The 20,578-nt window shown below is 73.2% G+C and carries 21 protein-coding genes; 14 read left to right on the top strand and 7 right to left on the bottom strand.

What is annotated here, in order from left to right:
- The first annotated feature begins 15 nt into the window (after positions 1 to 15).
- Positions 16 to 873 (top strand): alpha/beta hydrolase, encoded by an 858-nt coding sequence (locus tag OG896_RS11595; protein ID WP_329364757.1) that lies wholly within the window; start codon positions 16 to 18, stop codon positions 871 to 873.
- Here OG896_RS11595 and OG896_RS11590 read toward each other — a convergent pair.
- Entirely contained in the window at positions 861 to 3,146 is a 2,286-nt protein-coding gene (locus OG896_RS11590) for a tetratricopeptide repeat protein (protein WP_329364756.1), read from the bottom strand. The genes OG896_RS11595 and OG896_RS11590 overlap by 13 nt on opposite strands.
- Positions 3,143 to 3,556: a hypothetical protein gene (locus tag OG896_RS11585; RefSeq protein ID WP_329364754.1), complete on the bottom strand. Its 414-nt coding sequence runs from the start codon at positions 3,554 to 3,556 to the stop codon at positions 3,143 to 3,145. The genes OG896_RS11590 and OG896_RS11585 overlap by 4 nt, the downstream gene beginning before the upstream one ends.
- A 171-nt stretch (positions 3,557 to 3,727) precedes the next feature.
- On the opposite strand from OG896_RS11585, the gene OG896_RS11580 reads away from it, so the two are divergent.
- On the top strand, positions 3,728 to 3,946 hold the full coding sequence (locus OG896_RS11580) for a DUF397 domain-containing protein (protein WP_329364752.1): 219 nt from the start codon (positions 3,728 to 3,730) through the stop codon (positions 3,944 to 3,946).
- 44 nt (positions 3,947 to 3,990) lie between these two features.
- Complete coding sequence (locus tag OG896_RS11575) at positions 3,991 to 5,172, top strand: MFS transporter (protein ID WP_329364750.1); 1,182 nt, start codon at positions 3,991 to 3,993, stop codon at positions 5,170 to 5,172.
- An 89-nt stretch (positions 5,173 to 5,261) separates the two neighbouring features.
- Here the strand turns inward: OG896_RS11575 and OG896_RS11570 are convergent, their stop codons facing one another.
- Positions 5,262 to 5,864: a TetR/AcrR family transcriptional regulator gene (locus tag OG896_RS11570; protein ID WP_329364748.1), complete on the bottom strand. Its 603-nt coding sequence runs from the start codon at positions 5,862 to 5,864 to the stop codon at positions 5,262 to 5,264.
- Positions 5,865 to 6,051: 187 nt separating this feature from the next.
- Between OG896_RS11570 and OG896_RS11565 the strand changes: the two genes are divergently transcribed.
- Positions 6,052 to 6,927 carry an NAD(P)H-binding protein gene (locus OG896_RS11565; protein WP_443057006.1) on the top strand — a complete coding sequence of 292 codons (876 nt, stop codon included), beginning with the start codon at positions 6,052 to 6,054 and terminating at the stop codon, positions 6,925 to 6,927.
- 679 nt (positions 6,928 to 7,606) lie between these two features.
- Here the strand turns inward: OG896_RS11565 and OG896_RS11560 are convergent.
- Complete coding sequence (locus tag OG896_RS11560) at positions 7,607 to 8,083, bottom strand: MarR family winged helix-turn-helix transcriptional regulator (RefSeq protein WP_329364747.1); 477 nt, start codon at positions 8,081 to 8,083, stop codon at positions 7,607 to 7,609.
- 68 nt (positions 8,084 to 8,151) lie between these two features.
- On the opposite strand from OG896_RS11560, the gene OG896_RS11555 reads away from it, so the two are divergent.
- On the top strand, positions 8,152 to 9,075 hold the full coding sequence (locus tag OG896_RS11555; protein WP_329364745.1) for an alpha/beta hydrolase: 924 nt from the start codon (positions 8,152 to 8,154) through the stop codon (positions 9,073 to 9,075).
- Positions 9,076 to 9,859: 784 nt separating this feature from the next.
- On the opposite strand, the gene OG896_RS11550 is transcribed toward OG896_RS11555, so the two are convergent.
- Both OG896_RS11550 and OG896_RS11545 read right to left on the bottom strand, forming a co-directional pair.
- Entirely contained in the window at positions 9,860 to 10,732 is an 873-nt protein-coding gene (locus tag OG896_RS11550; RefSeq protein ID WP_329364743.1) for an alpha/beta fold hydrolase, read from the bottom strand.
- Between the two features lie 200 nt (positions 10,733 to 10,932).
- A complete protein-coding gene (locus tag OG896_RS11545; protein WP_329364742.1) occupies positions 10,933 to 11,499 on the bottom strand; it encodes a hypothetical protein in 567 nt (188 codons plus the stop codon).
- A 161-nt stretch (positions 11,500 to 11,660) separates the two neighbouring features.
- On the opposite strand from OG896_RS11545, the gene OG896_RS11540 reads away from it, so the two are divergent.
- From OG896_RS11540 to OG896_RS11515, 6 genes are all read left to right on the top strand, one after another.
- Positions 11,661 to 12,440, top strand: coding sequence for a VOC family protein (locus OG896_RS11540; RefSeq protein WP_329364740.1), 780 nt, complete (start codon positions 11,661 to 11,663; stop codon positions 12,438 to 12,440).
- A gap of 366 nt (positions 12,441 to 12,806) precedes the next feature.
- Positions 12,807 to 13,337, top strand: coding sequence for a SigE family RNA polymerase sigma factor (locus OG896_RS11535; RefSeq protein ID WP_329364737.1), 531 nt, complete (start codon positions 12,807 to 12,809; stop codon positions 13,335 to 13,337).
- A complete protein-coding gene (locus OG896_RS11530; protein ID WP_329364735.1) occupies positions 13,334 to 13,849 on the top strand; it encodes a PASTA domain-containing protein in 516 nt (171 codons plus the stop codon). Before OG896_RS11535 ends, OG896_RS11530 begins: the two co-directional genes overlap by 4 nt.
- Before the next feature lie 66 nt (positions 13,850 to 13,915).
- A complete protein-coding gene (locus OG896_RS11525) occupies positions 13,916 to 14,128 on the top strand; it encodes a hypothetical protein (RefSeq protein WP_329364733.1) in 213 nt (70 codons plus the stop codon).
- A gap of 77 nt (positions 14,129 to 14,205) precedes the next feature.
- Complete coding sequence (locus OG896_RS11520; protein WP_329364731.1) at positions 14,206 to 14,979, top strand: VOC family protein; 774 nt, start codon at positions 14,206 to 14,208, stop codon at positions 14,977 to 14,979.
- Positions 14,976 to 15,746 carry an alpha/beta fold hydrolase gene (locus OG896_RS11515; protein ID WP_329364729.1) on the top strand — a complete coding sequence of 257 codons (771 nt, stop codon included), beginning with the start codon at positions 14,976 to 14,978 and terminating at the stop codon, positions 15,744 to 15,746. The genes OG896_RS11520 and OG896_RS11515 overlap by 4 nt, the downstream gene beginning before the upstream one ends.
- A gap of 61 nt (positions 15,747 to 15,807) precedes the next feature.
- On the opposite strand, the gene OG896_RS11510 is transcribed toward OG896_RS11515, so the two are convergent.
- A complete protein-coding gene (locus tag OG896_RS11510) occupies positions 15,808 to 16,314 on the bottom strand; it encodes a DinB family protein (RefSeq protein ID WP_329364727.1) in 507 nt (168 codons plus the stop codon).
- Between the two features lie 192 nt (positions 16,315 to 16,506).
- Between OG896_RS11510 and OG896_RS11505 the strand changes: the two genes are divergently transcribed.
- Genes OG896_RS11505 through OG896_RS11495 form a run of 3 tightly spaced genes read left to right on the top strand, consistent with a single transcriptional unit; the run spans position 16,507 to position 20,475 of the window.
- Positions 16,507 to 17,382: an ABC transporter ATP-binding protein gene (locus OG896_RS11505; RefSeq protein WP_329364725.1), complete on the top strand. Its 876-nt coding sequence runs from the start codon at positions 16,507 to 16,509 to the stop codon at positions 17,380 to 17,382.
- Positions 17,379 to 18,398 (top strand): iron-siderophore ABC transporter substrate-binding protein, encoded by a 1,020-nt coding sequence (locus OG896_RS11500; protein WP_329364723.1) that lies wholly within the window; start codon positions 17,379 to 17,381, stop codon positions 18,396 to 18,398. The genes OG896_RS11505 and OG896_RS11500 overlap by 4 nt, the downstream gene beginning before the upstream one ends.
- A 4-nt stretch (positions 18,399 to 18,402) precedes the next feature.
- A complete protein-coding gene (locus OG896_RS11495) occupies positions 18,403 to 20,475 on the top strand; it encodes an iron ABC transporter permease (RefSeq protein ID WP_329364721.1) in 2,073 nt (690 codons plus the stop codon).
- Positions 20,476 to 20,578: the final 103 nt, after the last annotated feature.

The raw sequence follows: 20,578 nt of genomic DNA, 5'->3' as shown, positions 1-20,578 counted from the left end.
GTTAGGGTGCCCCGGGTGAGCAGCGAGATTCCCTACCGGCCGCTTCCGCTCGACCAGTCGGACGTGCGCTACGCGTACGGCCCCGACTCGGTGCTGCGGCCGGGCGTGCCCGCCGGCGAGACGATCGCCTTCGACTGGACCGGCAGCGCGATCTACCCGGGCACCGTAAGGAAGTTCTGGGTCCACGTGCCCAGCACCTACGACCCTTCGGCGCCGGCGTCGTTGATGGTGTTCCAGGACGGCTGGTGGTACCTGGACCCGGACGGGCAGGTGCGCGGCGCGACGGTCCTGGACAACCTCGTGCACAGCGGCGACATCCCGCCCACCATCGGCGTGTTCGTCGACCCCGGCTTCTTCCCGGACGCCGAGGCCCCGAAGAACCGCAACCACGATTACGACGCCTTCGACGACCGCTACGCCACCTTCCTGCTGACCGAGATCATCCCCCAGGTCACCGCGCGCTACGCCATCGCCGAGGAGCCGGAACGCTGGGGCATCTGCGGGGGCAGCAGCGGCGGCAACTGCGCCTTCACCGCGGCCTGGTTCAGGCCCGACAGGTTCCGCCGCGTCATCGGCTGCCTCTCCAGCTTCGCGCAGATGCCGGACGGCAACCCCTACCCCCGGCTCCTCCCCGACACCCCCCGCAAACCGCTGCGCGTCTTCCTCCAAGCCGGCCACCGCGACCTGCGCTGGAACGCACCCGAACGGAACTGGCTCGCCGAGAACCTCCGCGTCGCCGCCGCCCTGGCCGAAGCGGGCTACGACTTCCACCTGGTCCTCGGCGACGGCCCCCACACCCCCAACCACACGGGCGTCCTCCTCCCCGACGCCCTCCGCTGGCTGTGGCGGGAGAGCCTTCCTCAGTCGGAGTAGAGCGCCCGGACCCGGATCACGTCGGGGTCGTTCACGCCGTATATGCCCTCGGCGGCAGTGAGGTTGGCGCGCAGCAACTGCTGTGCCTCGTCGTGTTCGCCGGCCGAGGCGAGGCGTTCCGCGAGGAGGATGCGGGCTTTGGTCGTGAGGGGGTGCTGGGGACCCAGGAGGCGTTCGCGGCCCGCGGTGGCGTCGCGCATCATGAGGACTGCTTCGCGGTGGCGCCCGTCCAGCATCAGAGCCCAGCTGAGGACCAACTTGGCGGAGTACACCAGCGGGTGGTCCGGGCCGTGCAGGCGGATACGGGCGTCCAGGGCACGCCGCGCCGCGGCCTCGGCCTCCTCGGGGGCGGCTGTGTGAAGCAGGCCGAGGGCGTAGTTGCTGTAGGCGATGACGGTGACGGGGTGTTCGGAGCCGAGTGCGCGCTCGCAGCCGGCGACCGTCTCGGGCCCCTCGCGTACGAAGGCGTCGGTGTGGCCGGTCTCGGCGAGGAACTCCAGGTTCAGGGCCCGGCTCCTGAGGGTGTCGACGTGGTCCTCGCCCAGGGCGCGGCGCTGGCCTTCGATGGCGCCGCCGAGCCAGGCCAGGCTCTCGTCATGCCGTCCGAGGAGGTAGAGCGGCAGGCTCAGCAGCGCGGCGGTGCGCAGAGTGTCGGGGTGTCCGGCACCCAGGACGGCGGTGCGCTCGTGATGGACGTGACGCAGCAGTCGCTCGGCTTCGGCGAGTCTGCCCAGCCGGCGGAGCGCATCCCCCTGCTGGTGACGGGCGCCGAGGGTGTCGGGGTGCGTTGCCCCCTGGAGACGCTGAGAGGTGTCACCGGCGAGGGTGGTGAGGGCGATCGCGGCGGCGTAGTCGCCGGTTTCATGGACGCGTTGGGCGACCTGTAGGGCGATCCCGAGGGCTGGGGAGACGGTGGCCTCGTCGACGTGTCGCAGCAGCGCGGTGATGTGCGGGGTGATGAGCCTGAGCTGCTCGGTGTCGACGGGCACCGGGTCCTGGGCCGGGAGGACCGCTCGCAGGAGGTCGGTGGCGACGCGGACGTAACCGGCGCGCTGCGGCGCGGGGATACCGCCGTGCACGCTCTCCAGCAGGAGGCCGTGCAGTTGGATGCAGCGGACCGCACCGGGGCCCGCGCACTGGGTGGCCAGCGAGTGATCCAGCAACCCCCGCAGTGCTGACTCCAACTGGTCCACTGGGAGCGGAGGTTCGAGCGATTCCAGGTCGGCCGCGGCGACGGCGCCGCGGCCGAGGACCGTCAGGGGAAGGGGGTCCGCGGCGAAACAGGACAGGAGTCTCAGCAGTGTGGTGGCCTCGGGCAGACCTTGGGCGGTGAGGCCGTCCAGGGTGAGCTGCCAGGTTCGGGACACCAGGTGCCGCCCGTCCTGTGCGTGCGCGCCTTGGTCGATCAGCCCGGCGGCGTCGTCTTGCAGGCGATCGTGGTAGTCGCTCATCGTCCACGACTCCAGGAGTTGGTGGGCCAGATAGGAACCGGCGAGGTTCAATGCCAGCGGAAGGCAACCCAGCCGCTGGGCCACGGACTTCGCATCCTGGATGCTTCCCGCATCCGGGGCGAGATCACACAACACCTGCGCGGCGTCGTCCAACGGCAGAACGTCGAGCCGGTGCAGGCTGGCACCGTGCCACAGCGCCGCCGTGGAGCGGCGAGAGGTCACCAGGACCGTTCCGGCAGCGCTCGCGCGCAGCCAGCCGCCCTCCTCCAGGAGACTGGGCTCGTCGGCGTTGTCGATGACCAGCAGCCAGGGCTGGGGGGAGCGTTCCAGGTAGTGCCACACCAGGTCGGCGGCGGCGCGCTGGCCGAGCTGGGCCGCGGCCACCTCCCCCGGAGCGGCGCCGCGGTCGGCGGCAACCGCGAGCATCGCCGCGCGGAGCGTCGTACGATCCGAGGCACTCACCCACAGCGCCACTCGGTCCTGGTTGAGGGCCTCCTGAAAGGCCCAGTGTGCAAGCGAGGTCTTTCCGCAGCCGCCCATGCCGTGGACGACGTGGATGCCTCGGCCCTCGCGGATGGCCGTCGTGAGCGCGGCTCGCAGGTGTGATCGATTGCGGAGGATCTTCGGGACCCGTTCGGCCAGGGCGACACGTACGGAGTCCGGCCCGGGCCAATGGCCGCCGGTGGTGGGTTGTGGGTAGTGGTGATGGTGCTCGGTGATCAGCTGATCGCGGGCGGCCTGATAGACACGCCCCTGTTCGGACGCGTGGCCTTCGACGGAGGTGCGGGACGCCGGGACGTCGTCCGGGCCGGCCGGGTTCACGCCTCGGTGATGTGCTGGTCGCGGCCCGCCTGGTACACCCGGCCGTGTCCGGTCGCGGTCGCCCGCATCCGCACTCCCTCGGCAGCGGTCGGAGCCTGGGGGCTGACTTCCTCCAGCAGAAGCCGCAGTTGATCGGCCACACCGGGATCGGCGGCCAGCAGTCTGCGGAGCCTGCCCTGCCATTCAGCGCGCAACTCGTCCTCGGACCGGTCGTCATGGGCGGCGCGGGCCGCGAGCAGATCCACCCGCGTGGCCTCCAGTTCCGCGTCGACGGCATCCGCTCGATCGGGATGGACCCGCTGCCACAGGGCGACAAGGCCCTCGCGGGTGCGCTGCCAGCCTTCGGTCGCCATCAGCGTGACCACCGTGCTTCCCGCGGTGGCCGCCAGCGCAGTGATCTCCGAATCCATCCAACCCTCCACCGCAGCCTGACTCCGCCGTACCCAGTCCATCAGTTCGCGGTGCCGGGGGCTGGGCGCCCGGTGATTTTGGCTCACAATCGCCCCACGGATCAGCTTGTGCAGGACCCCCGGGTCGGGTTGTGTGGCAACGCTCGCCATCATCCCAAGGCGGAGGTACTTGTGGCTGACGTGAACTTCGAGACCGCGCTCTGGCGCAAGAGCAACAACAGCGGCGACACAGGATGCGTCGAGGTCGCGCTGAACACCCCTTCGATCGGCGTCCGCGACACCAAACAACAGGGCACCGGACCCATACTCTCCTTCAGCCGCTCGGCATGGACCTCCTTCGTGGAGGGCCTGCGCGAGGGGGATTTCGAGGCCGAGGAGAGCACGACCTGAGCGCCAGCCCGCAGAACCGTACGACCAAGCCGGCGGACCCACCCGTGACCACCATCGGCCGGGTCGGTCCGCTGCTTGCCTCCACCGGGATCTCCGTCACCGGTGACGGCGCTTTCATGGCCGCGGCCCCGCTGCTGGCCGCTTCCCTCACCCGCAACCCGCTGGCGATCTCCACGGTCACCGCGGCCTTCTACGTCCCCTGGCTGCTCGTCGGCCTGCCCGCCGGGGCACTCGCCGACCGCTGGCCGCGCCGGACCGTCATGGTCACGGCCGACCTCCTGCGCGCCGTGGTCCTGGGTGCCCTCGCCGTGGTCGTGGTGAGCGGCCACGCCACGCTGCCACTGCTCGCCGCGGCGATCCTGATCGTCGGTGTCGCCCAGTGCTTCTTCGACGCCTCCTCACAAGCCGTCATCCCCCTGCTGGTCGGCCGCAGCAAGGAAGCACTCACCCAAGTGAACGGGCGCTACTGGGCCATCGACACCATCGGGCGTTCGCTGGCCGGGCCGCCACTCGGCTCCGGCGCCTTCGCGCTCAGCGCCACCGTGCCCTTCGCCGCCGACGCGGCCTCCTTCGTATGTTCCGCCGCCTGCATCAGCCGTCTGCCGAAGATGGCCCCCGGCGCGCAGCACACCGCTTCGCTCATCACGGCGATCCGGGCCGGGCTCCGACACCTTCTTACGACCCCTGACCTGCGCATGCTCGCGGCGAGCATGGCCGCGTACAACTTCGCCTACAACCTCTCCATGGCGACCTTCGTGCTGTACGCGACCAGCAGCCTGCATGTCGCGACGGCCGGTTACGGCGTCCTGCTCGCGGTCGCCGCGCTCGGCGGAGTCGCCGCGGGCTGGCGGGCCGCCCCGCTGACCCGCCCGCTCAGCTACCGGCAAATGATGGCCATCGCCAGCGTGTTGCAAGCCGTCGCCTGGAGCGGCATCGCCGCCGTTCCCAACGCCTTCGCCGCGGGAGCCTTCCTGGCGCTGCTGGGAGCCGCTTCCACCCTCACCAGCGTCGCTGCGGGCTCTGCACGGCAGGCGCTCACCCCCGATGACCTCCTCGGGCGAGTGGTTTCCGCGTTCCGCCTCTTCGGCGTCGGAGCCGCGGGGTTGGGCGCACTGACCGGGGGCCTCGTCGCCCGCGAAGCGGGTCTGCGCGCACCGATCTGGGGTGCCGCCGTACTGCTGCTGGCCGCTGCTGTCGCGCTGCGACCATGGCGACGGCCCAACTGACCCCTCTGTGAACAGCCGTTGCCGCGGTCGCCCGAGGCCGGCTCCGGTTCGACCGACAGCCCGCAGCTGTCGCGTAGGGCGACAGCCCGCTATCGGAGTCGGGCGAAGGCGTGGTCGGCGTCGGCGACGGCCTCGGGGTGGACGTCGTCGGCGGCGCGGCCGTCGGCGATCTTCTGCCAGTTGGCGCGGGCGAGGACGCGTTGGACGGCGAGGACCTGGGCCGCTTGCAGCCGTGCGCGGATGTCGGGGCCGGGATCGAGGGCCGACGCGAGGGCCTGCTCGTCGTCGAGCAGGTACTGGGTGAGCCGTCCCGCCAGGCTCGGGGTGGTGAACACCAGGCGGTGGAACTCCACCACCGCGGGATGGTCGCTGAGGCCGGTGACGGGTTCGTGGCGGTCGAGGCCGGCCCGGAAGTGCCGGTGCAGCGCCGTCACGGGGGAGACACCGGGCCCGCGGGCGCGTACGACGCGCGCGGCCTCGCCGTTGTGGTCGGCGAACCGGTGCAGTACGAGGTCCTCCTTGCTGGGGAAGTACCGGAAGAGGGTGGGCTTGGAGACCTCGGCCACCGCGGCGATGTCGCTGACCGAGACCTGGTCGAATCCGTGCGTCAGGAACAGGGTGATCGCCGCGTCGGCGATGGCATCACGGGTCCGCGCCTTCTTGCGTTCGCGCAGCCCTGTCGGCTCGGTCATGGGAGCAGTGTATCAACGTGTAACCGGGTTGTGTTTTTAACCGAGTAACGGTTTGATGCGGGGCGTGACTCCTTCAGACATCTCCGACGCGGGCTGGGACGGTTCCCGCGGCTCCGCGCGCCTGCCCAAGGACCGCGGCGAGGCACTCACGACCCGAAACCCGACCCGAAACCCACCCCGAAACCCCATGCCACCGGTGCTCGTCACCGGCGCCACCGGCCGGATCGGGCGCGGCGTCATCGACCGGCTCGTGGCCGCGGGCATACCGGTCCGCGCCCTCACGCGCCGGACCGAAGCGGCGGCGAAGCTGCCCGCCGGCGTCGACGTCGTCACCGGTGACCTCACCGTGCCCGCGTCCCTCGACGGGGCGCTGCGCGGCATCGGCGCCGTCTTCCTGCTGTGGACCGCGCCACCGACGACCGCCGCGGCGGTCGTCGAGCGCCTGGCGACCCACGCGCGGCGCGTGGTCCTCCTCTCCTCGCCGCACCGGACACCGCACCCCTTCTTCCGTCAGCCGAACCCCATGGCGGTGCTGCACGCCGAGATCGAGCGACTCCTCGCGGCGGCCGGAATCGAGTCGACGATCATCCGCCCGGGGATGTTCGCCTCCAACGCGACGGCCTGGTGGGCGCCCGCCCTCCGCGCCGGCGACGTCGTCCGGTGGCCTTACGGCGCCGCCGAGACCGCCCCCGTCGACGACCGCGACATCGCGGCCGTCGCGGCGCGGGTGCTGTACGAGGACGGCCATGCCGGAGGCGACTACGTCCTCACGGGCCCCGAGTCGCTGAGCCAGGCGGCGCAGGTGCGCATCATCGGAGACGTCCTGGGGCGCCCGATCAGGTTCGAGGAGCTGTCGCCGGACGAGTTCCGCGGTGAGACGGAGGGGAAGGCGCCGCGCGCGGTCGTCGACATGCTGCTCGCCGCATGGGGCGCGACGATCGGAAGGCCCGCGTACGTCACCTCGGCGGTCGCCGACATCCTCGGAGCGCCGCCGAGGTCGTTCGCCGGGTGGGTCGCCGACCACGCCGACGCGTTCGAGCGCGCCCCGATCCCGTCGAGCTGAAGTCGACGGGATCGGGGCGGAGTTGACGTGGCCTCGGGGGAGCGGGCGGTCGGCCGGGCCTACACCGGCGGCCGGTCGGCGGTCACCCGCACCGCCCGCACAACTGCTCGCGCCGCACCGCGGAACGGGACGTCGCGGACACCCCCGGCACGGGCGCCCAACGGCCGCGGTGCGCGCGGTGCTGCGGCGGGCCGTACGGCGACTGCCAGGCCGGCCGGTCGGTGCGGTCCGGGCCGCCCCGTACGCGGAACGCGCCGTTCAGCCGGGAGTACTCGGACGAACACCTGCGGCAGCGGAGGGGGAGGGGTGGCGGGCAGACGAAGGTCGGCGGGCAAGTGGGGAGGACCACAAGGTACTTGGACATGGAGAGACACCGGTTCCAGTGAGAGGACCGCAGCGGAAAGGAGCGCGGCGCACAGCGGCGACGCGCGACGGATCAGCGCTCGGGGGTGCTCACTTGGTGTACAACGGCTCGTCCTCGACCGGGAGACTGCGATGGCTGCGGGCGGAAGCACCGTAACGGCACGCGGATGTGCGGCTCCAGTGGTTTTCGGGCGCCCGGCCGACCGCGCCCGCCGACCGCGCCCGCCGGGCGGACTCGGGTGTGCCCGGCGCCCGGCGCCCGGTGCGCGTCCGCCTCGCGCCCGACCGGCGGGCGGAGTGACCCGCGGGAGGCGCGTCAGCCCGTGGGTGTGCCGATCTGCTCGCGCTCCAGGCCGGAACGCAGTACCGACAGGGCCTGCGCGGCAGCCGTCATGGCGGACGCCTTGCGCGCGTCCGCGGTCAGTTCGGCCAGCCGCTCGGTGAAGGTCTCTTCCGCCGCGTCGACCAGTTGCCGGCCGTCGTCCGTCAGGGCCAGCAGCGAGGACCGGCGATCGGACGGATTCGGTCGCCGAACGGCCCAACCCTGCTTCTCCAGCCGGTCGACGGTCTTGCTGGTCGCGCCGATGCCGATGGCGAATTCGGCGGCCAGGTCCGCCACTCGGGCCCCGGGGTGGTCGCGCAGGTAGCGCAGGGCCTCGAACTGCGAGGTGACGATCTCGTGTCGCTCGCGGAGGCGGTCGTTGAGGGCGTTGTACAGACGCGTCTCGCATCGGACCAGGTCGGAGAAGAAACCCGGGAGGTCGACCGTCTCGCCGCTCGCTTTGGATGTCACGGCATGTAGTCTACGTTAGATTCCACGGCATATAGTTCTGTGGAAGCTATCCGCGACAGGAGAAGACGATGAGCAAGGAACAGCGTGCGCGGGTCGACGCGATGCTGCGGCAGCCGCGGCCCGAGGGCCCGCGGTCGGTCGAGGCGATCCGAGCCGGTTTCGAGGAGCTGATGGCGCAGATGGTGGTGCCGGACGGCATCCGCAGCGTGCGGACGGCGCTCGGCGACCGGCCCGCACTCCATGTCGAGCCGGACAGCGGGGCGAGGGCCGGGACGATCCTGTACTTCCACGGCGGCAGCTGGGTGTTCGGCTCCCCCGAAACCGCGCTGTCGCTGACGGGGCACCTCGTGGCCAGGACCGGCTTCGGGGCGTACTCGGTGGACTACCGCCTCGCCCCCGAGCACCCGTTCCCGGCCGCGATCGAGGACGCGCTGAGCGCCTACCGCGCCCTCCTCGACAGCGGTCGGGACCCTTCGGGCATCGCGTTCGCCGGGGACTCGGCCGGCGGCGGCCTCAGCGTCACGACCTGCCTGGCCGCCCGCGACGCGGGCCTGCCGCTGCCCGCCGCCCTCGTGATGTTCTCCCCGGGCGTCGACGCGACCCGCACGGGCGAGAGCATGGACACCAAGGAAGGCATCGACCCGATCTTCACCCGCGCGTCCGTGGAACACACCGCGGCCATGTACCTCGCCGGGCAGGACCCGCGCCAGCCCCTGCTCAGCCCGGCCGTCCTCGCCGACCTGACCGGCTTCCCCCCGATGCTCATCCAGGTCGGCACCAACGAGATCCTGCTGGACGACTCCACGCGACTGGCCACGCGTGCGAGGGCGGCCGGCGTGGACGTCATCCTGGATGTCACCGCCGACGTGCCGCACGTGTTCCAGGCGTTCGCCGGCGTTCTCGACGACGCCGACCTGGCGCTGGACCGCGCGGCCCTGTTCCTCACCCAGCACGTCCGTACGCCCGACGCGTCGGCCGCGTCAGCCGGGTGAGCCCCGGAGCCGTCCGGTGATACGGCGAGCGGGCCCGGGCGGGCCGGAGGGGCGGGAAGGGCGAGGGTCGGCCGGAGGGCGTCGGACGCGGGTGCAGGCGCGGACACCGATACGGATACGGATACGGGTGCGCCGCGCGACGCGGTGACGGTCGCGGGGAGCGGTGACGCGAACGCCGTGGACGGCGTCCGCGCGGTGACGGGTTGCCGCGGCCCTCCGCCAACAGCCGCTGCCGCGGGCGCCGTTGCGGGTTCCGCTGAGGTCGAGGTCCACGGCAGTGGATCGGCGAGGCCATCAGCATCGAGGAGCAGGTCGTGGCGGACCGGGAGCGGCTGTTCGGCGCGGAGCACCCCGACACGGTCGAGGCGGCCGGCGCTCTGGAGGAGCGGAAGGGGCCGCGCTGGTTCCGGTGACGGGGCGCCGCCGCCCGGGCGCCCCTTGATACGGGTTTCGGTCCGCTGAAGGGTTCGCGCCGCCCCGTGCCGCTCGCGCGCCGGGCGCCGTACGGGACGCCGGGCCGCACACCGGGCCTTGCACCGGGTGACCGCGAGCGGCGGCCGGGTGGCCCTCGACGATTTCGGCACCGCTACGGGTCGCCGGCGTCGCCGCGTTCGTTCCCGATCCACCAGCGCAAGATCGACGGATTGAGGGTGACCGGCGATCCGCCCGCCCACATCCGGCGTGCCGGCCGCCGACCTGGCCGCCGACCCGGCCGCGGTCCTGCGCCGGTCCCGGACCCAGCCCGGTGGCTGACGCGACCCCGCACGCCGGCGCCGGGAACGCGTCAGGCCAGGTGCCCGGTCAGCTCGGTCACGATGTCGTCGAACGCGTTGAGCATCAGCGAAAGGTGACCCTCGGTCGGTTCGAGGTGGACGGTGGCACCGGTCAACCGGCTCGCCAGCCAGCGGCCGTGGGCGTAGGGCACCATCCGGTCCTCGGCGCCCTGCCAGACCGAAACCGGAGTCTTGACGGCGCCGAGATCGAAGCCCCAGTCACCGACGAAGGCCAGGTCGTCGTCGCGCCAGCCGGCGATGCCGCTGGACACGGCCGCCCGGAACGTCGCCGCCGTGTAATCGGCGAACTCGTCGGTGAGCGCCCTGCGGTCCACGTCGGACACCAGATCGCCCAACGCGGCCGCGATCTGGCCGGCTTGCACCTCGGCCAGGCCGGGAACCTGAGCGCTCAGAAAGGCGGTCAGCGGCCCCGCTCCGGCCACGGCCGCCCCGAACTCCTCGATGTTCTCCGCGCCCATGCCGCCCAGCCAGTCGAGGCCCTCGACGCCGTGCGGGGCGACACCGGCCACGGTGGCGGCGGCGAGGCACCGGCCGGGCAGCAGCGCCGCGCAGGCCAGAGCGTGCGGGCCGCCGCCGGACCAGCCGACGGTCAGGAACCGGTCGGCGCCCAGCTCGTCCAGGATGGCGGCGACGTCGACGGCCACCGCGGCGACCGTACGGCCGGGCTGCGGCGACGAACCGGCGTATCCGGGCCGGCTGTGGACCACGACCCGCAGGCCATGCCGCGCAGCGGTCGCGACCATCGGCTCGAAGAGCACCGCCGCGGACGGCGTGCCGTTGTGCAGAACCAGGGGCGTGCCGTCCGCGGGACCGGCCACCAGGTATTCCAGTGTCCGGCCATCGGCGAGCTGGAGGTTCGTCATGGGGAGAACCTACGTCAGAAACGCGCGGACCCGCCGGGGGCGGGCGCCCCTGGCACACCGCCCCAGCGCGTCACGGCGGATCGCCCTCGTCCACCACGCCGTCCGCAAGGTCCAGGAGATCCACTCCAGCGGTCACTGACCGCCGCTCGGCGTCCCGGACGGAGTCACGCACCGGAACCGCCGGCAGCACCGGGCACGGCTCAGCGGTAGTCGATGCCCGAGTTCGCCTCGCTGCCCGGCCCGTCCGCCGTGGCGTTCCCGGTGTCCCGCGCGGTCGCCGTACCGCTGCCCGTACCGCTGCCCGTACCGCCCCCGCCCGCCGCGCCGCCCGGGCGGCGCACGCCCGTGTTCGCTTGGCCCCCGTCGCTCGCGCTCGCCGCACCAGTGCGGGTCGCGGTGTCGATCGGGCCGGCCGCCCGTAGTTCCTCGACCGCGCGGGCCAGGGCGCGCGCGAAGTCCTCGTCGTGCTCGGCCGCGTCGTCGAGCGCGTCGGTCAGCCGGCGGCGGGTGCGCTCGCTCGGCTCGGGCCGGCCGGCCTCGGCCTCCTGCCGGGCCCGCTCCAGCGCCGGATCGGCGCCGAGCCGGGCGCTGACCAGTTCGTGCAGACGGTCCATGCCCGCGTCCAGGCCCCGGTCGACCTCGGTGTCCGCGCGCCTGCCCACCCGTCCGGCCTTGCGGACCAGCCACGCGAACAGGTACCCGACCGCGATCTCCACACCCGTCACCACGACCCCCTCGCCCAACTGCCGTACGCCGTAGGTCCTCACGACGGTACCCGGGAAACGGCGCCCGGACCCGGGGCGCGGCCGGCCTCCGGCCGGTGCTCCGGCATTCCGGGCATCCGGCGGGCGCGACCGCGTGTCGAGCCGTGGAGCGGGGTCCGTGAGGCGAGTCTGGTCGTTCCGGAATCCCACCAGAAGGGGCGAAAATGCCCGAAGTGACCACTCCGTACAAGACCGGTACCCCGTGCTGGGTCGATCTGATGGCGAAGGACCAGCAGGCCGCGCTGGACTTCTACCGCGACCTGCTCGGCTGGCAGGGCGAGGTCGGCTCGGACGAGTTCGGCGGGTACACGGTCTGCGAGTTGAACGGCAAGGCGGTCGCCGGCATCGGCAAGGCGATGGCGGCCGAGGGCACGGCCGTTCCGCCGACCGTGTGGACCAGCTACCTCGCCACCACCGATGCCCAGGCCACCCAGGACGCGATCGTCGGCGCGGGCGGCACCCTGATCGCCCCGGTGATGGACGTGGGCTCGCTCGGCAGGATGCTGATCGCCGCCGACCCGCAGGGCGTGGTGTTCGGCGTCTGGCAGCCCGGCGAGTTCTTCGGCGCCCGGATCGTCAACGAGGCCGGCGCGCTGCTCTGGAACGAGCTGCACACCCCCGACGTGCTCGCCGCCACCGCGTTCTACGGCGAGGTCTTCGGCATCGAGATCAAGCCGATGGACGGCGCCGACGACTACTGGGAGCTGCGGGTCGGCGACCGTACCGTCGGCGGTGCGTCGCTGCTCGACAACGACCCGCCCGGCACGCCCGGGCACTGGCTGGCCTACTTCGCGGTGGACGACACCGACTCCACGGTGGACGCGCTGGTCAAGCGTGGTGGGACCGTTCTCGCCCCGCCGTTCGACATGGTGGCGGGCCGGATGTCGGTCGTCACCGACCCCCAGGGTGCTCCGTTCGCCCTGCTCAAGCCGACCCCGATGTAGCCCGAGCCACCCGTTCCACCTGCTCCACCCGTTCCGCCCGCTCCGCCCGCCGGACCTGCTCCGCCCGCCGCCCGCACCACCCGGCGCCCCCCGCCGGACCTCCGGTGCGGGCGGCGTTCGGCGCCCGCCCTTTCCCGCGCTGCCGCCCGCACCCCCCAACCGGCCCCCCAGCCGCACCCCTTGTGACGCAGGTCTCAACGAAGCGGTGCAGCAGCCGGGGACGCCCCGCCGTCAATGGGGGGACAGGAAGGGAGGGACGGTGTGGCTCTGGCAGCCAAATGGAACGCGCCGCTTTCCGAGGCGGTGCGCACACGTCGGCTCGGTCGGCGCGGCCGATCCGATCCGGCGTCCGCGACGTCGTCCGGCATGGACCCGGAGGAGGATTTCCACTCCTACGTCGCCGCCCGCTCGGCGGTGTTGTTCCGCGGCGCCCTGGTCCTGACCGGAAGCCGGGAGGCGGCCGAGGACCTGGTCCAGGAGACCCTGGAGCGCGCCTGCCGCCGCTGGCGCACCATCGCCGCCAAGGACGTACCGGACGCCTACGTGCGGCGCATCATGGTCAATCTGGCCAACGACCGCTGGCGGCGCTTCCGCCGGGTCGTACCCCAGCAGGACGCGGGTGACGACCGGGCCGCCCCGGGGGACGAGTACGGGCGCGTCGACAGCCGGGACCAGCTGGTCCGCGCCTTGCAACGTCTGCCGATCGGCATGCGCACCGTCGTGGTGCTGCGCTACTTCCACGACCTCTCGGACGCCGAGATCGCCGAGGACCTGCGGATCTCGCCGAGCGCCGTACGGTCCCAGCTCACCCGCGGCCTGGAGAAGCTCCGGGCCCAGATGCCCGCGCTCGCCGAACCTCCGTCACCGCGGTCCCGGAAAGGAAACCCCATCCGATGACCGGCTACGCATCGCCGTCCTCAGGCGGCCCTGACGGTGACACCCACGTCGACCCCTTCGAACAGGAACTGGTGACCGCCTTGAACGACTTCTCCCGCACCTCCCCCGCGCCTCACTTCGACGCCACCGGCATCAGGAGCCGTGTGCGCCGCAAGCGGGCCGGCTTCATCGCCGCCGCCTCCGCGGCCCTCATCGTGGTCGGCGGCGGCACCGCCCTGGCCACCGTCGGCACCGGTTCGCACGCCACGCACTCCGCCGCCGCCCACGGCACCCCGACCCCGACCGCGGTCAAGGGCAACGACACCACGGTGCCGTACGTCAAGCCGTTCGACCTGGGGGGCATGAACCTGGACATGGCCAAGGAGGCGCTGGCGCACGGCGACCTCACGGTCGGCAAGGTCACCTACCGGGCGGTTCCCGCGTGCAAGCCGGGCGCGGTCATCGCGGTCTCGCCGCTCAGCCCGACGGTCCTCCATGGCGGCGAGAAGGTCGATCTGACCCTCTGCCGCTGACCGAGGGCCCCGGGTCGGCGCGTTCACCGTGCGGGGCTTCACCCTGCGGCGGGCTCACTCTGCGGCGTGGCGCAGGATCGGGTCGAGCGGTCCGGTGGGACGTCGTTGCTGGAGGCCGGACTCGACGAGGCGTTCGTGGTGGCCGGCGCGGTGACGCTGGGCGGGGCCGTACTCACCGGGTGGTGGCTGGTGCGGTCCGGGACGGCGGACGGCCAGGGGGACTCCGCGGGCGGCCGGCCTCCGGGTAACTCGGATGCGGCCGGGCCGGACCGCTCCTAGGCTGCGGCGGGAGGGGCGGACACCGCGCCCCGCCGGCCGTGGCCGGTCCGCCACCGGAACCGGAGAAGCCCAGTACCATGACGTCCTCGCTCTTCGCCCTCTGTATCGACGCGACCTCGCCGCCGCGCCTCGCCCGCTTCTGGTCCGCCTTCCTGGGCCGGGAGTCCGCGGACGACCCTGACGGCGGCGGCATCGTGCTGCCGCCCGCCGACGACACCGGCTTCCGTATCCGCTTCCTCCCCACCGACCAGCCGAAGACCAGCCAGAACCGGGCGCACTTCGACCTGACCAGCACCTCCCCGGAGGGGCAGCGGCAAACGGTGGCCAGGGCACTGGAGTTGGGCGCGCGGCACACCGACGTCGGCCAACTCCCCGAAGAGGGCCATGTGGTGCTGGCCGACCCGGAGGGCAACGAGTTCTGCGTCATCGAGGCGGGCAACAACTTCCTCGCCGGCTGCGGCTTCATCGGGGCACTGGCCGGCGACGGCACCCAGGCGGTCGGCTACTTCTGGAGCAAGGCCCTTGGCTGGCCCCTGGTCTGGGACCAGGACGAGGAGACCGCGATCCAGTCGCCGCACGGCGGCTCGAAGTTCACCTGGGGCGGCCCGCCGCTGATGCCGAGGTCCGGCCGGGACCGGGTGCGCTTCGACCTCGCGCCGCCCGCCGACGGCGACCTCCACGCCGAGGTCGAACGCCTGCTCGCGCTGGGCGCGACCCGTCTCGACACCCCCGGGACCGGCACCGTCGGCGTCACCCTGGCCGACCCCGACGGCAACGAGTTCCGCGTACTTCCACCAGTGGCGAAATCGGGAGGCGCTGCCAGCACGCGGGACCTAGGGTCGGGCGCATGACGCTTGCGCATGGTGTGACGGGGGACGGGCCCGCGGTGGTGCTGCTGCACTCCGGGGTGTGTGACCGGCGGATGTGGGAACGGCAGGTGCCCGCGCTGGTGGCCGCCGGATACCGCGTGGTGGCCTGCGACTTCCGCGGGTTCGGCGAGTCGCCGCTGCCGGGGGAGCGGCACAACGACGCCGAGGACGTCGTGGAGTTGATGGACGTCCTCGGCATCGGGCGGGCCGCGCTGGTCGGGTCGTCGTACGGAGGACACGTGTCGCTGGAGATCGCCGCGCGCCGCCCGGAGCGGGTGGCCGCGCTGGCGCTGCTGTGCCCGGGGCAGCCGGGACACGAACCCAGCGCCGAACTGCGCGCGATCGGCGAGCGGGAGGACGCGCTGCTGGAAGCGGGCGAGATCGCGGCGGCCGTGGAGCTGAACGTGGAGACCTGGCTGGGGCCGGACGCCGGCGAGGAGGCCCGGGCCGCGGTGCGGACAATGCAACAACGCGCGTTCGACGTGCAGTTGGCCGCGCCCGAGGGGGCCGGGCGCAGGGAGGTGGCGGTCGATCTGTCGGCGGTCGGCGCGCCGTGCCTCGCGGTGTCGGGCGGGCAGGACGTGACCGACTTCCGGGAGATCGGGGCCCGGCTGCCGAAACTGCTCACCGGCGCCGACGTTCGTCATGTCGAACTGCCCTGGGCCGGGCACTTCCCCGGCCTGGAGCGGCCCGAGGAGGTCACGGAGCTGGTGACCGGGTTCCTGCGGGAGACGTACCCCGCGGTCTGACCGCGGTCCGGCTCGCGGCGTGACTCGCCGTCCCATCGCGGCCGAGGGGCGCGCCGTACGTTCAGTCGCCGGTGGTGCCGTCGGCCAGTTCGCGCAGGACGTCGATGTGGCCGTTGTGCCGTGAGGTCTCCTCGATGAGGTGCATCAGCACCCACCCGAGGGTGACGTACGTTCCGTCCCGCGTCGGGCGCTTCGCGGTCGTCGCGAGGTCGGTGGCGGCGACCAACTCGCGGTAGCGCGCGCTCTGTTCCTCGTACGCGCTGATCAGTTCCGGGAGTGGGGTGCGCGCGCCGATCCGCATCTCCCGGTCCGGGTCCTCGTCGGTCCAGGGGCCCTCGGTGTCCTCCTCCCCGAGGAACATCACCTGCACCCACCAGTACTCCACCCACCGCAGATGGCTGAGCAGCCCGCCCAGCGTCATCAACGGCGACCCCGGCAGCGGAGCCTTCGCGGCGTCCTGCGCCGACGCCCCCGCGCACTTGGCGACCGCCGTGGCGCGCGCGTAGTCGAGGAACGTCGTCAGCATCGTGCGCTCGTCGAAGGCGGGTGGCATGTCGGTACGGGTCATGCCGTGATGATCCCACCTGCCCGGCCCGGTGATCCCCCCTGCGCGGCCCCCGTGTTCGAGGCCGCCGCGTTCGAGGCCGCCCCGGCCGGGGTCGCCGCGTTCGAGGCCGCCCGCTTCCCGCCGAGCACCCCGCGATCCCCGCCGGGGACCCCCTGACCATGGGCGAAGTAAAGTAAGGCTATCCTAACTCGCGTGAGAGTTGGGGAACGTTCCGAGAAGTCGGCGCCGCCGCGCCGTGGTCATGAGCTGTCGGCCGCGGACGTGACCGTGGCGTACGACGGCACCGACGTCGTCCACGGCGTCGCGATCACGCTGCGGCCCGCCGAGGTCGCCGCGCTCGTCGGGCCGAACGGCAGCGGGAAGTCGACGCTGCTGCGTACGCTCGCCCGCCTCCAGGACCCGCGCACCGGAACGCTCACGCTCGACGGCGGCACCGAGGCGGCCCTGGACGGCAGGGTGCTGTCCGCGCGCGAGTTCGCCCGCCGTATCGCCCTGTTGACGCAGGGCCGGCCGACGCCGAGCGGGCTCACGGTGCGGGACGTGGTCGAGTTCGGCCGCTACCCGTACCGGGGCCGCTGGGGCCGGCCGGACCCCGGCGGCACCGCGGCGGTGGACCGGGCCCTCGCGCTGACCGGCCTGGAGAGCCTGGCCGGCCGCGGCGTGGACCACCTCTCCGGGGGGCAGCTCCAGCGGGTGTGGCTCGCCGGCTGCCTCGCCCAGGAGACCGGCGTGCTCCTGCTCGACGAGCCGACGACCTACCTCGACCTGCGCTACCAGGTCGAACTCCTCGACCTGATCCGCGACCTCGCCGACGACCACGGCATCGCCGTCGGCGTGGTCCTGCACGACCTCGACCAGGCGGCGGCCGTCGCCGACCGGATCGCCCTGCTCCACGACGGACGGATCGTCGCCGACGGCACCCCCGACGAGGTGCTGACGCCCGAGCGCCTCACCGAGGTCTACGGCATCCGGATCAACGTGGACACCGACCCCGCGACCGGTCGGCTGCGCACCCGCGCGGTCGGCCGCCACCACGCACGAAGCGAAAGGCACCACACCCCCTCATGAGACGTCTCCCCGCCGTCGCGGCCCTCTCCGCGACCCTCGCCTCGGTGCTCGTCCTCGCCGGCTGCGGCACCACCGAGCACTCCACCGACTCCTCGGACTCCGCCGGTTCCCCCTCCGCCGCGTCCGCCGGCGGCTCGGCGACGCCGGCCGGCCCGGTCACGCTCACCGACGCGTCCGGCGCGACGGTGCACCTCGACCACCCCGCCACCCGCGTGGTCGGCACCGAGTGGGACGTCGTCGAGGACCTCGTCGCGCTCGGCGTCGCCCCGGTCGGCGTCGCGGACGTCAAGGGCTACACGGACTGGGACAAGGCCGCCCCGCTGACCGGCTCGCCCAAGGACATCGGCACCCGCGGCGAGCCGAGCACCGACGCGATCGCGGCCCTCACCCCCGACCTCGTGGTGGCGACCACCGACCTCTCGCCTTCGGTGCTGAAACAGTTGCGCAAGGTCGCCACCGTCCTGGTGGTGAAGCCCGCCGACGCCGCCGACCAGATCGGCACGATGACCGACGACCTCGACCTCATCGCCCGCGCCACCGGCACCACCACGAAGGCGACGGCCGTGAAGGCCGCCTTCCAGGACAAGCTCGCCACGGGCCGCAAGAAGCTCCAGGACGCGGGCCTGGCCGGGAAGAAGATCGCCTTCGCCGACAGCTACGTCGTGTCCAACCAGGTCTCGGTGCGCGCCTACACCAGCGGCTCCCTGATCGGCGCCGTCAACGAGCAACTCGGCCTGCAGAACGCCTGGACGGTCAAGGGCGACAAGAGCTACGGCCTGGCCACCACCGACGTCGAAGGGCTCACCGGCCTCGGCGACGTGTCGTTCGCCTACATCCAGAACAGCAGCGACGGCGACCCGTTCACCGCCAACCTCGGCAAGAACGCGGTCTGGAAGTCGCTGGCGTTCGTGAAGGCGGGCCATGTGCACCGGCTGCCCGACGGCGTCTGGATGTTCGGCGGACCCGGGTCGATGGAGGCGTACATCGACGGCCTCGTCGACGCCCTGACGAAGTAGCGCCATGGCCGTCACCGAGACGACCGCGCCCGCCCCCGCCCGTACGGCCTCGGCCAGGTCCGGCGCGGGGGCGGCCGCCGCGGCCGGCGCGCTGGTGCTCGTGGTCGCCGCGCTGGCGATGGTCGACATCACGCAGGGCACCGCCGCGGTCGGCGCGGGCGAGGTGTGGAAGGCGCTGACCGGACACGCCGACCAGGCCGACGCGTCCGTGGTCATCGCCTCGCGGCTGCCGCGGATGGTGGCCGGCATCCTCGTCGGCGCCGCGCTCGGCAGCGCGGGCGCCGCGCTCCAGGCGGTGAGCCGCAACGTGCTCGCCGCCCCCGACACGCTCGCGGTGAACGCCGGTTCCTACCTCGCGCTCGGGGTGCTCACCGTCACCGGCGCCTCGCTCCCGCTGCTGGCCTCCTCCGGCGTCGCGTTCGCCGGGGGACTGGCCGCGGCAGCCGTCGTCCTCAGCCTGTCCGGCCTCGGCGCCGGTACGGTCCGGCTCGTGCTGGCCGGCAGCGCCCTCGCGCTCGGGCTCGGCGCGATCACCGACGCGCTGCTGCTGCTCTTCCCCGAGCGGACCAACGGCCTGTACCAGTGGAGCCAGGGCAGCATCAGCCAGAACGGGTTCGGCGGCGTCGACCAGATGGCACCGGTCGTCGCGGTGGGCCTGGCCGGGCTGCTGCTGGTCGCCCGCCGCGTCGACGCGCTCGCCCTCGGCGACGACGCGGCCCGCGGCGTCGGCGTCCCGGTCCGCGGCACCCGCGTCACCGTCGTCGTGCTCGCCGCGCTGCTGTCCGCCGCGGCGGTGACGCTCGCCGGGCCGATCGGCTTCGTCGGGCTGTGCGCGCCCGCGCTGGTACGGCCGTTGGCCCGCCGGCTGCGCACGCTCGTCCGGGTCCGGGCGGCCGTGCCCTTCGCCGGACTGGTCGGCGCGGCCCTCGTGCTCGGCTCCGACGTGCTGCTGCGCGCGCTGGTCAGCAAGCAGTCCGCGCCCGCGGTGCCCACCGGCGTCATCACCAGCGTCGTCGGCGCGGCGTTCCTGATCGCGATGGCGTTCCGGGCCCGCGACTCCGCGGCCGCCGCCGACACCGACCGGATGCGCGTGCCGACCCGGGCGGGGTTCGCGGTCTGCCTGGTCGTGCTCAGCGCGGTGCTGGTCGCCGTGGTGATCGCGGGGGTGCTGCTCGGCGACACCAAGCTGCTGCTCGGCGACGTCACCAACTGGGCGCTGGGCAGGGCCGGTCAAGGGGTCACCTTCGTGCTGGACACCCGGGTGCCCCGGGTGGGCGCCGCACTGCTGGCCGGCGCGGCGCTCGCGCTGTCCGGCACGCTCGTGCAGGCCGTCACCCGCAACCCGCTCGCCGAACCCGGCATCCTCGGCGTCTCCGGCGGGGGCGGCCTCGGCGCCGTCCTGCTGGTCACCTCGGTGCCGGCGGCCGGCGCGTGGAGCATCGCCGGGGCCGCGTTCGCCGGGTCCTCGGCCGCCGCCCTGATCGTCTTCGGGCTCGCCGCGCGCGGCGGGTTCCAGCAGAACCGGCTGGTCCTGGTCGGCGTCGGCGTGTCCGCCGCCACCACCGCGCTCATCAGCCTGGTCATCGTGCTCACCGACCCGTTCGACGCCACCAAGGCCCTGACCTGGCTGTCCGGTTCGACCTACGGGCGGACCGGCCCCGACCTGGCGCCGGTCGCGGTCGTCCTCCTCGCGGGCACCGGCTACGCGGTCGTCAGGCGTCGCGAGCTGGACCTGGTCTCCCTCGACCAGGACACCCCCCGCCTGCTCGGACTGCGGCTCGCCCCCACGCGGTTCGGGTTCCTCGCGGTCGCCGTGCTGCTCAGCGCCACCGCGACCGCCGCCGCCGGAACCATCGGCTTCGTCGGCCTGGTGGCCCCCCACGCGGCCCGCGCACTGGTGGGCCGCCGACACGTCCGAGTCCTCCCGGTCGCCATGATGCTCGGCGCGACCCTGGTCTGCGCGGCCGACCTCCTGGGCCGCACCGTGATCGCCCCGGCCCAACTGGGAGCGGGGCTCATGACAGCGGTGGTGGGCACGCCGTACTTCGTCCGCCTGCTGGTCCGCACGCGGAAGTAGCCGAACGCGGCGCCCCGCCTTCTTGCGGTACGCGGGAAGGGGGCGCCCTTGTCAGCGGGCGGGGCGGGGGCGCCCTCCCCCCGGGTGAACCCCTGACTGCAAC

Origin of the sequence: Streptomyces sp. NBC_00669 (assembly GCF_036226785.1) — a bacterium.
Classification (GTDB): Bacteria; Actinomycetota; Actinomycetes; order Streptomycetales; family Streptomycetaceae; genus Actinacidiphila.
Note: the sequence above shows the minus strand (reverse complement) of the source record. Positions and strands in the feature narration are given on the sequence as shown.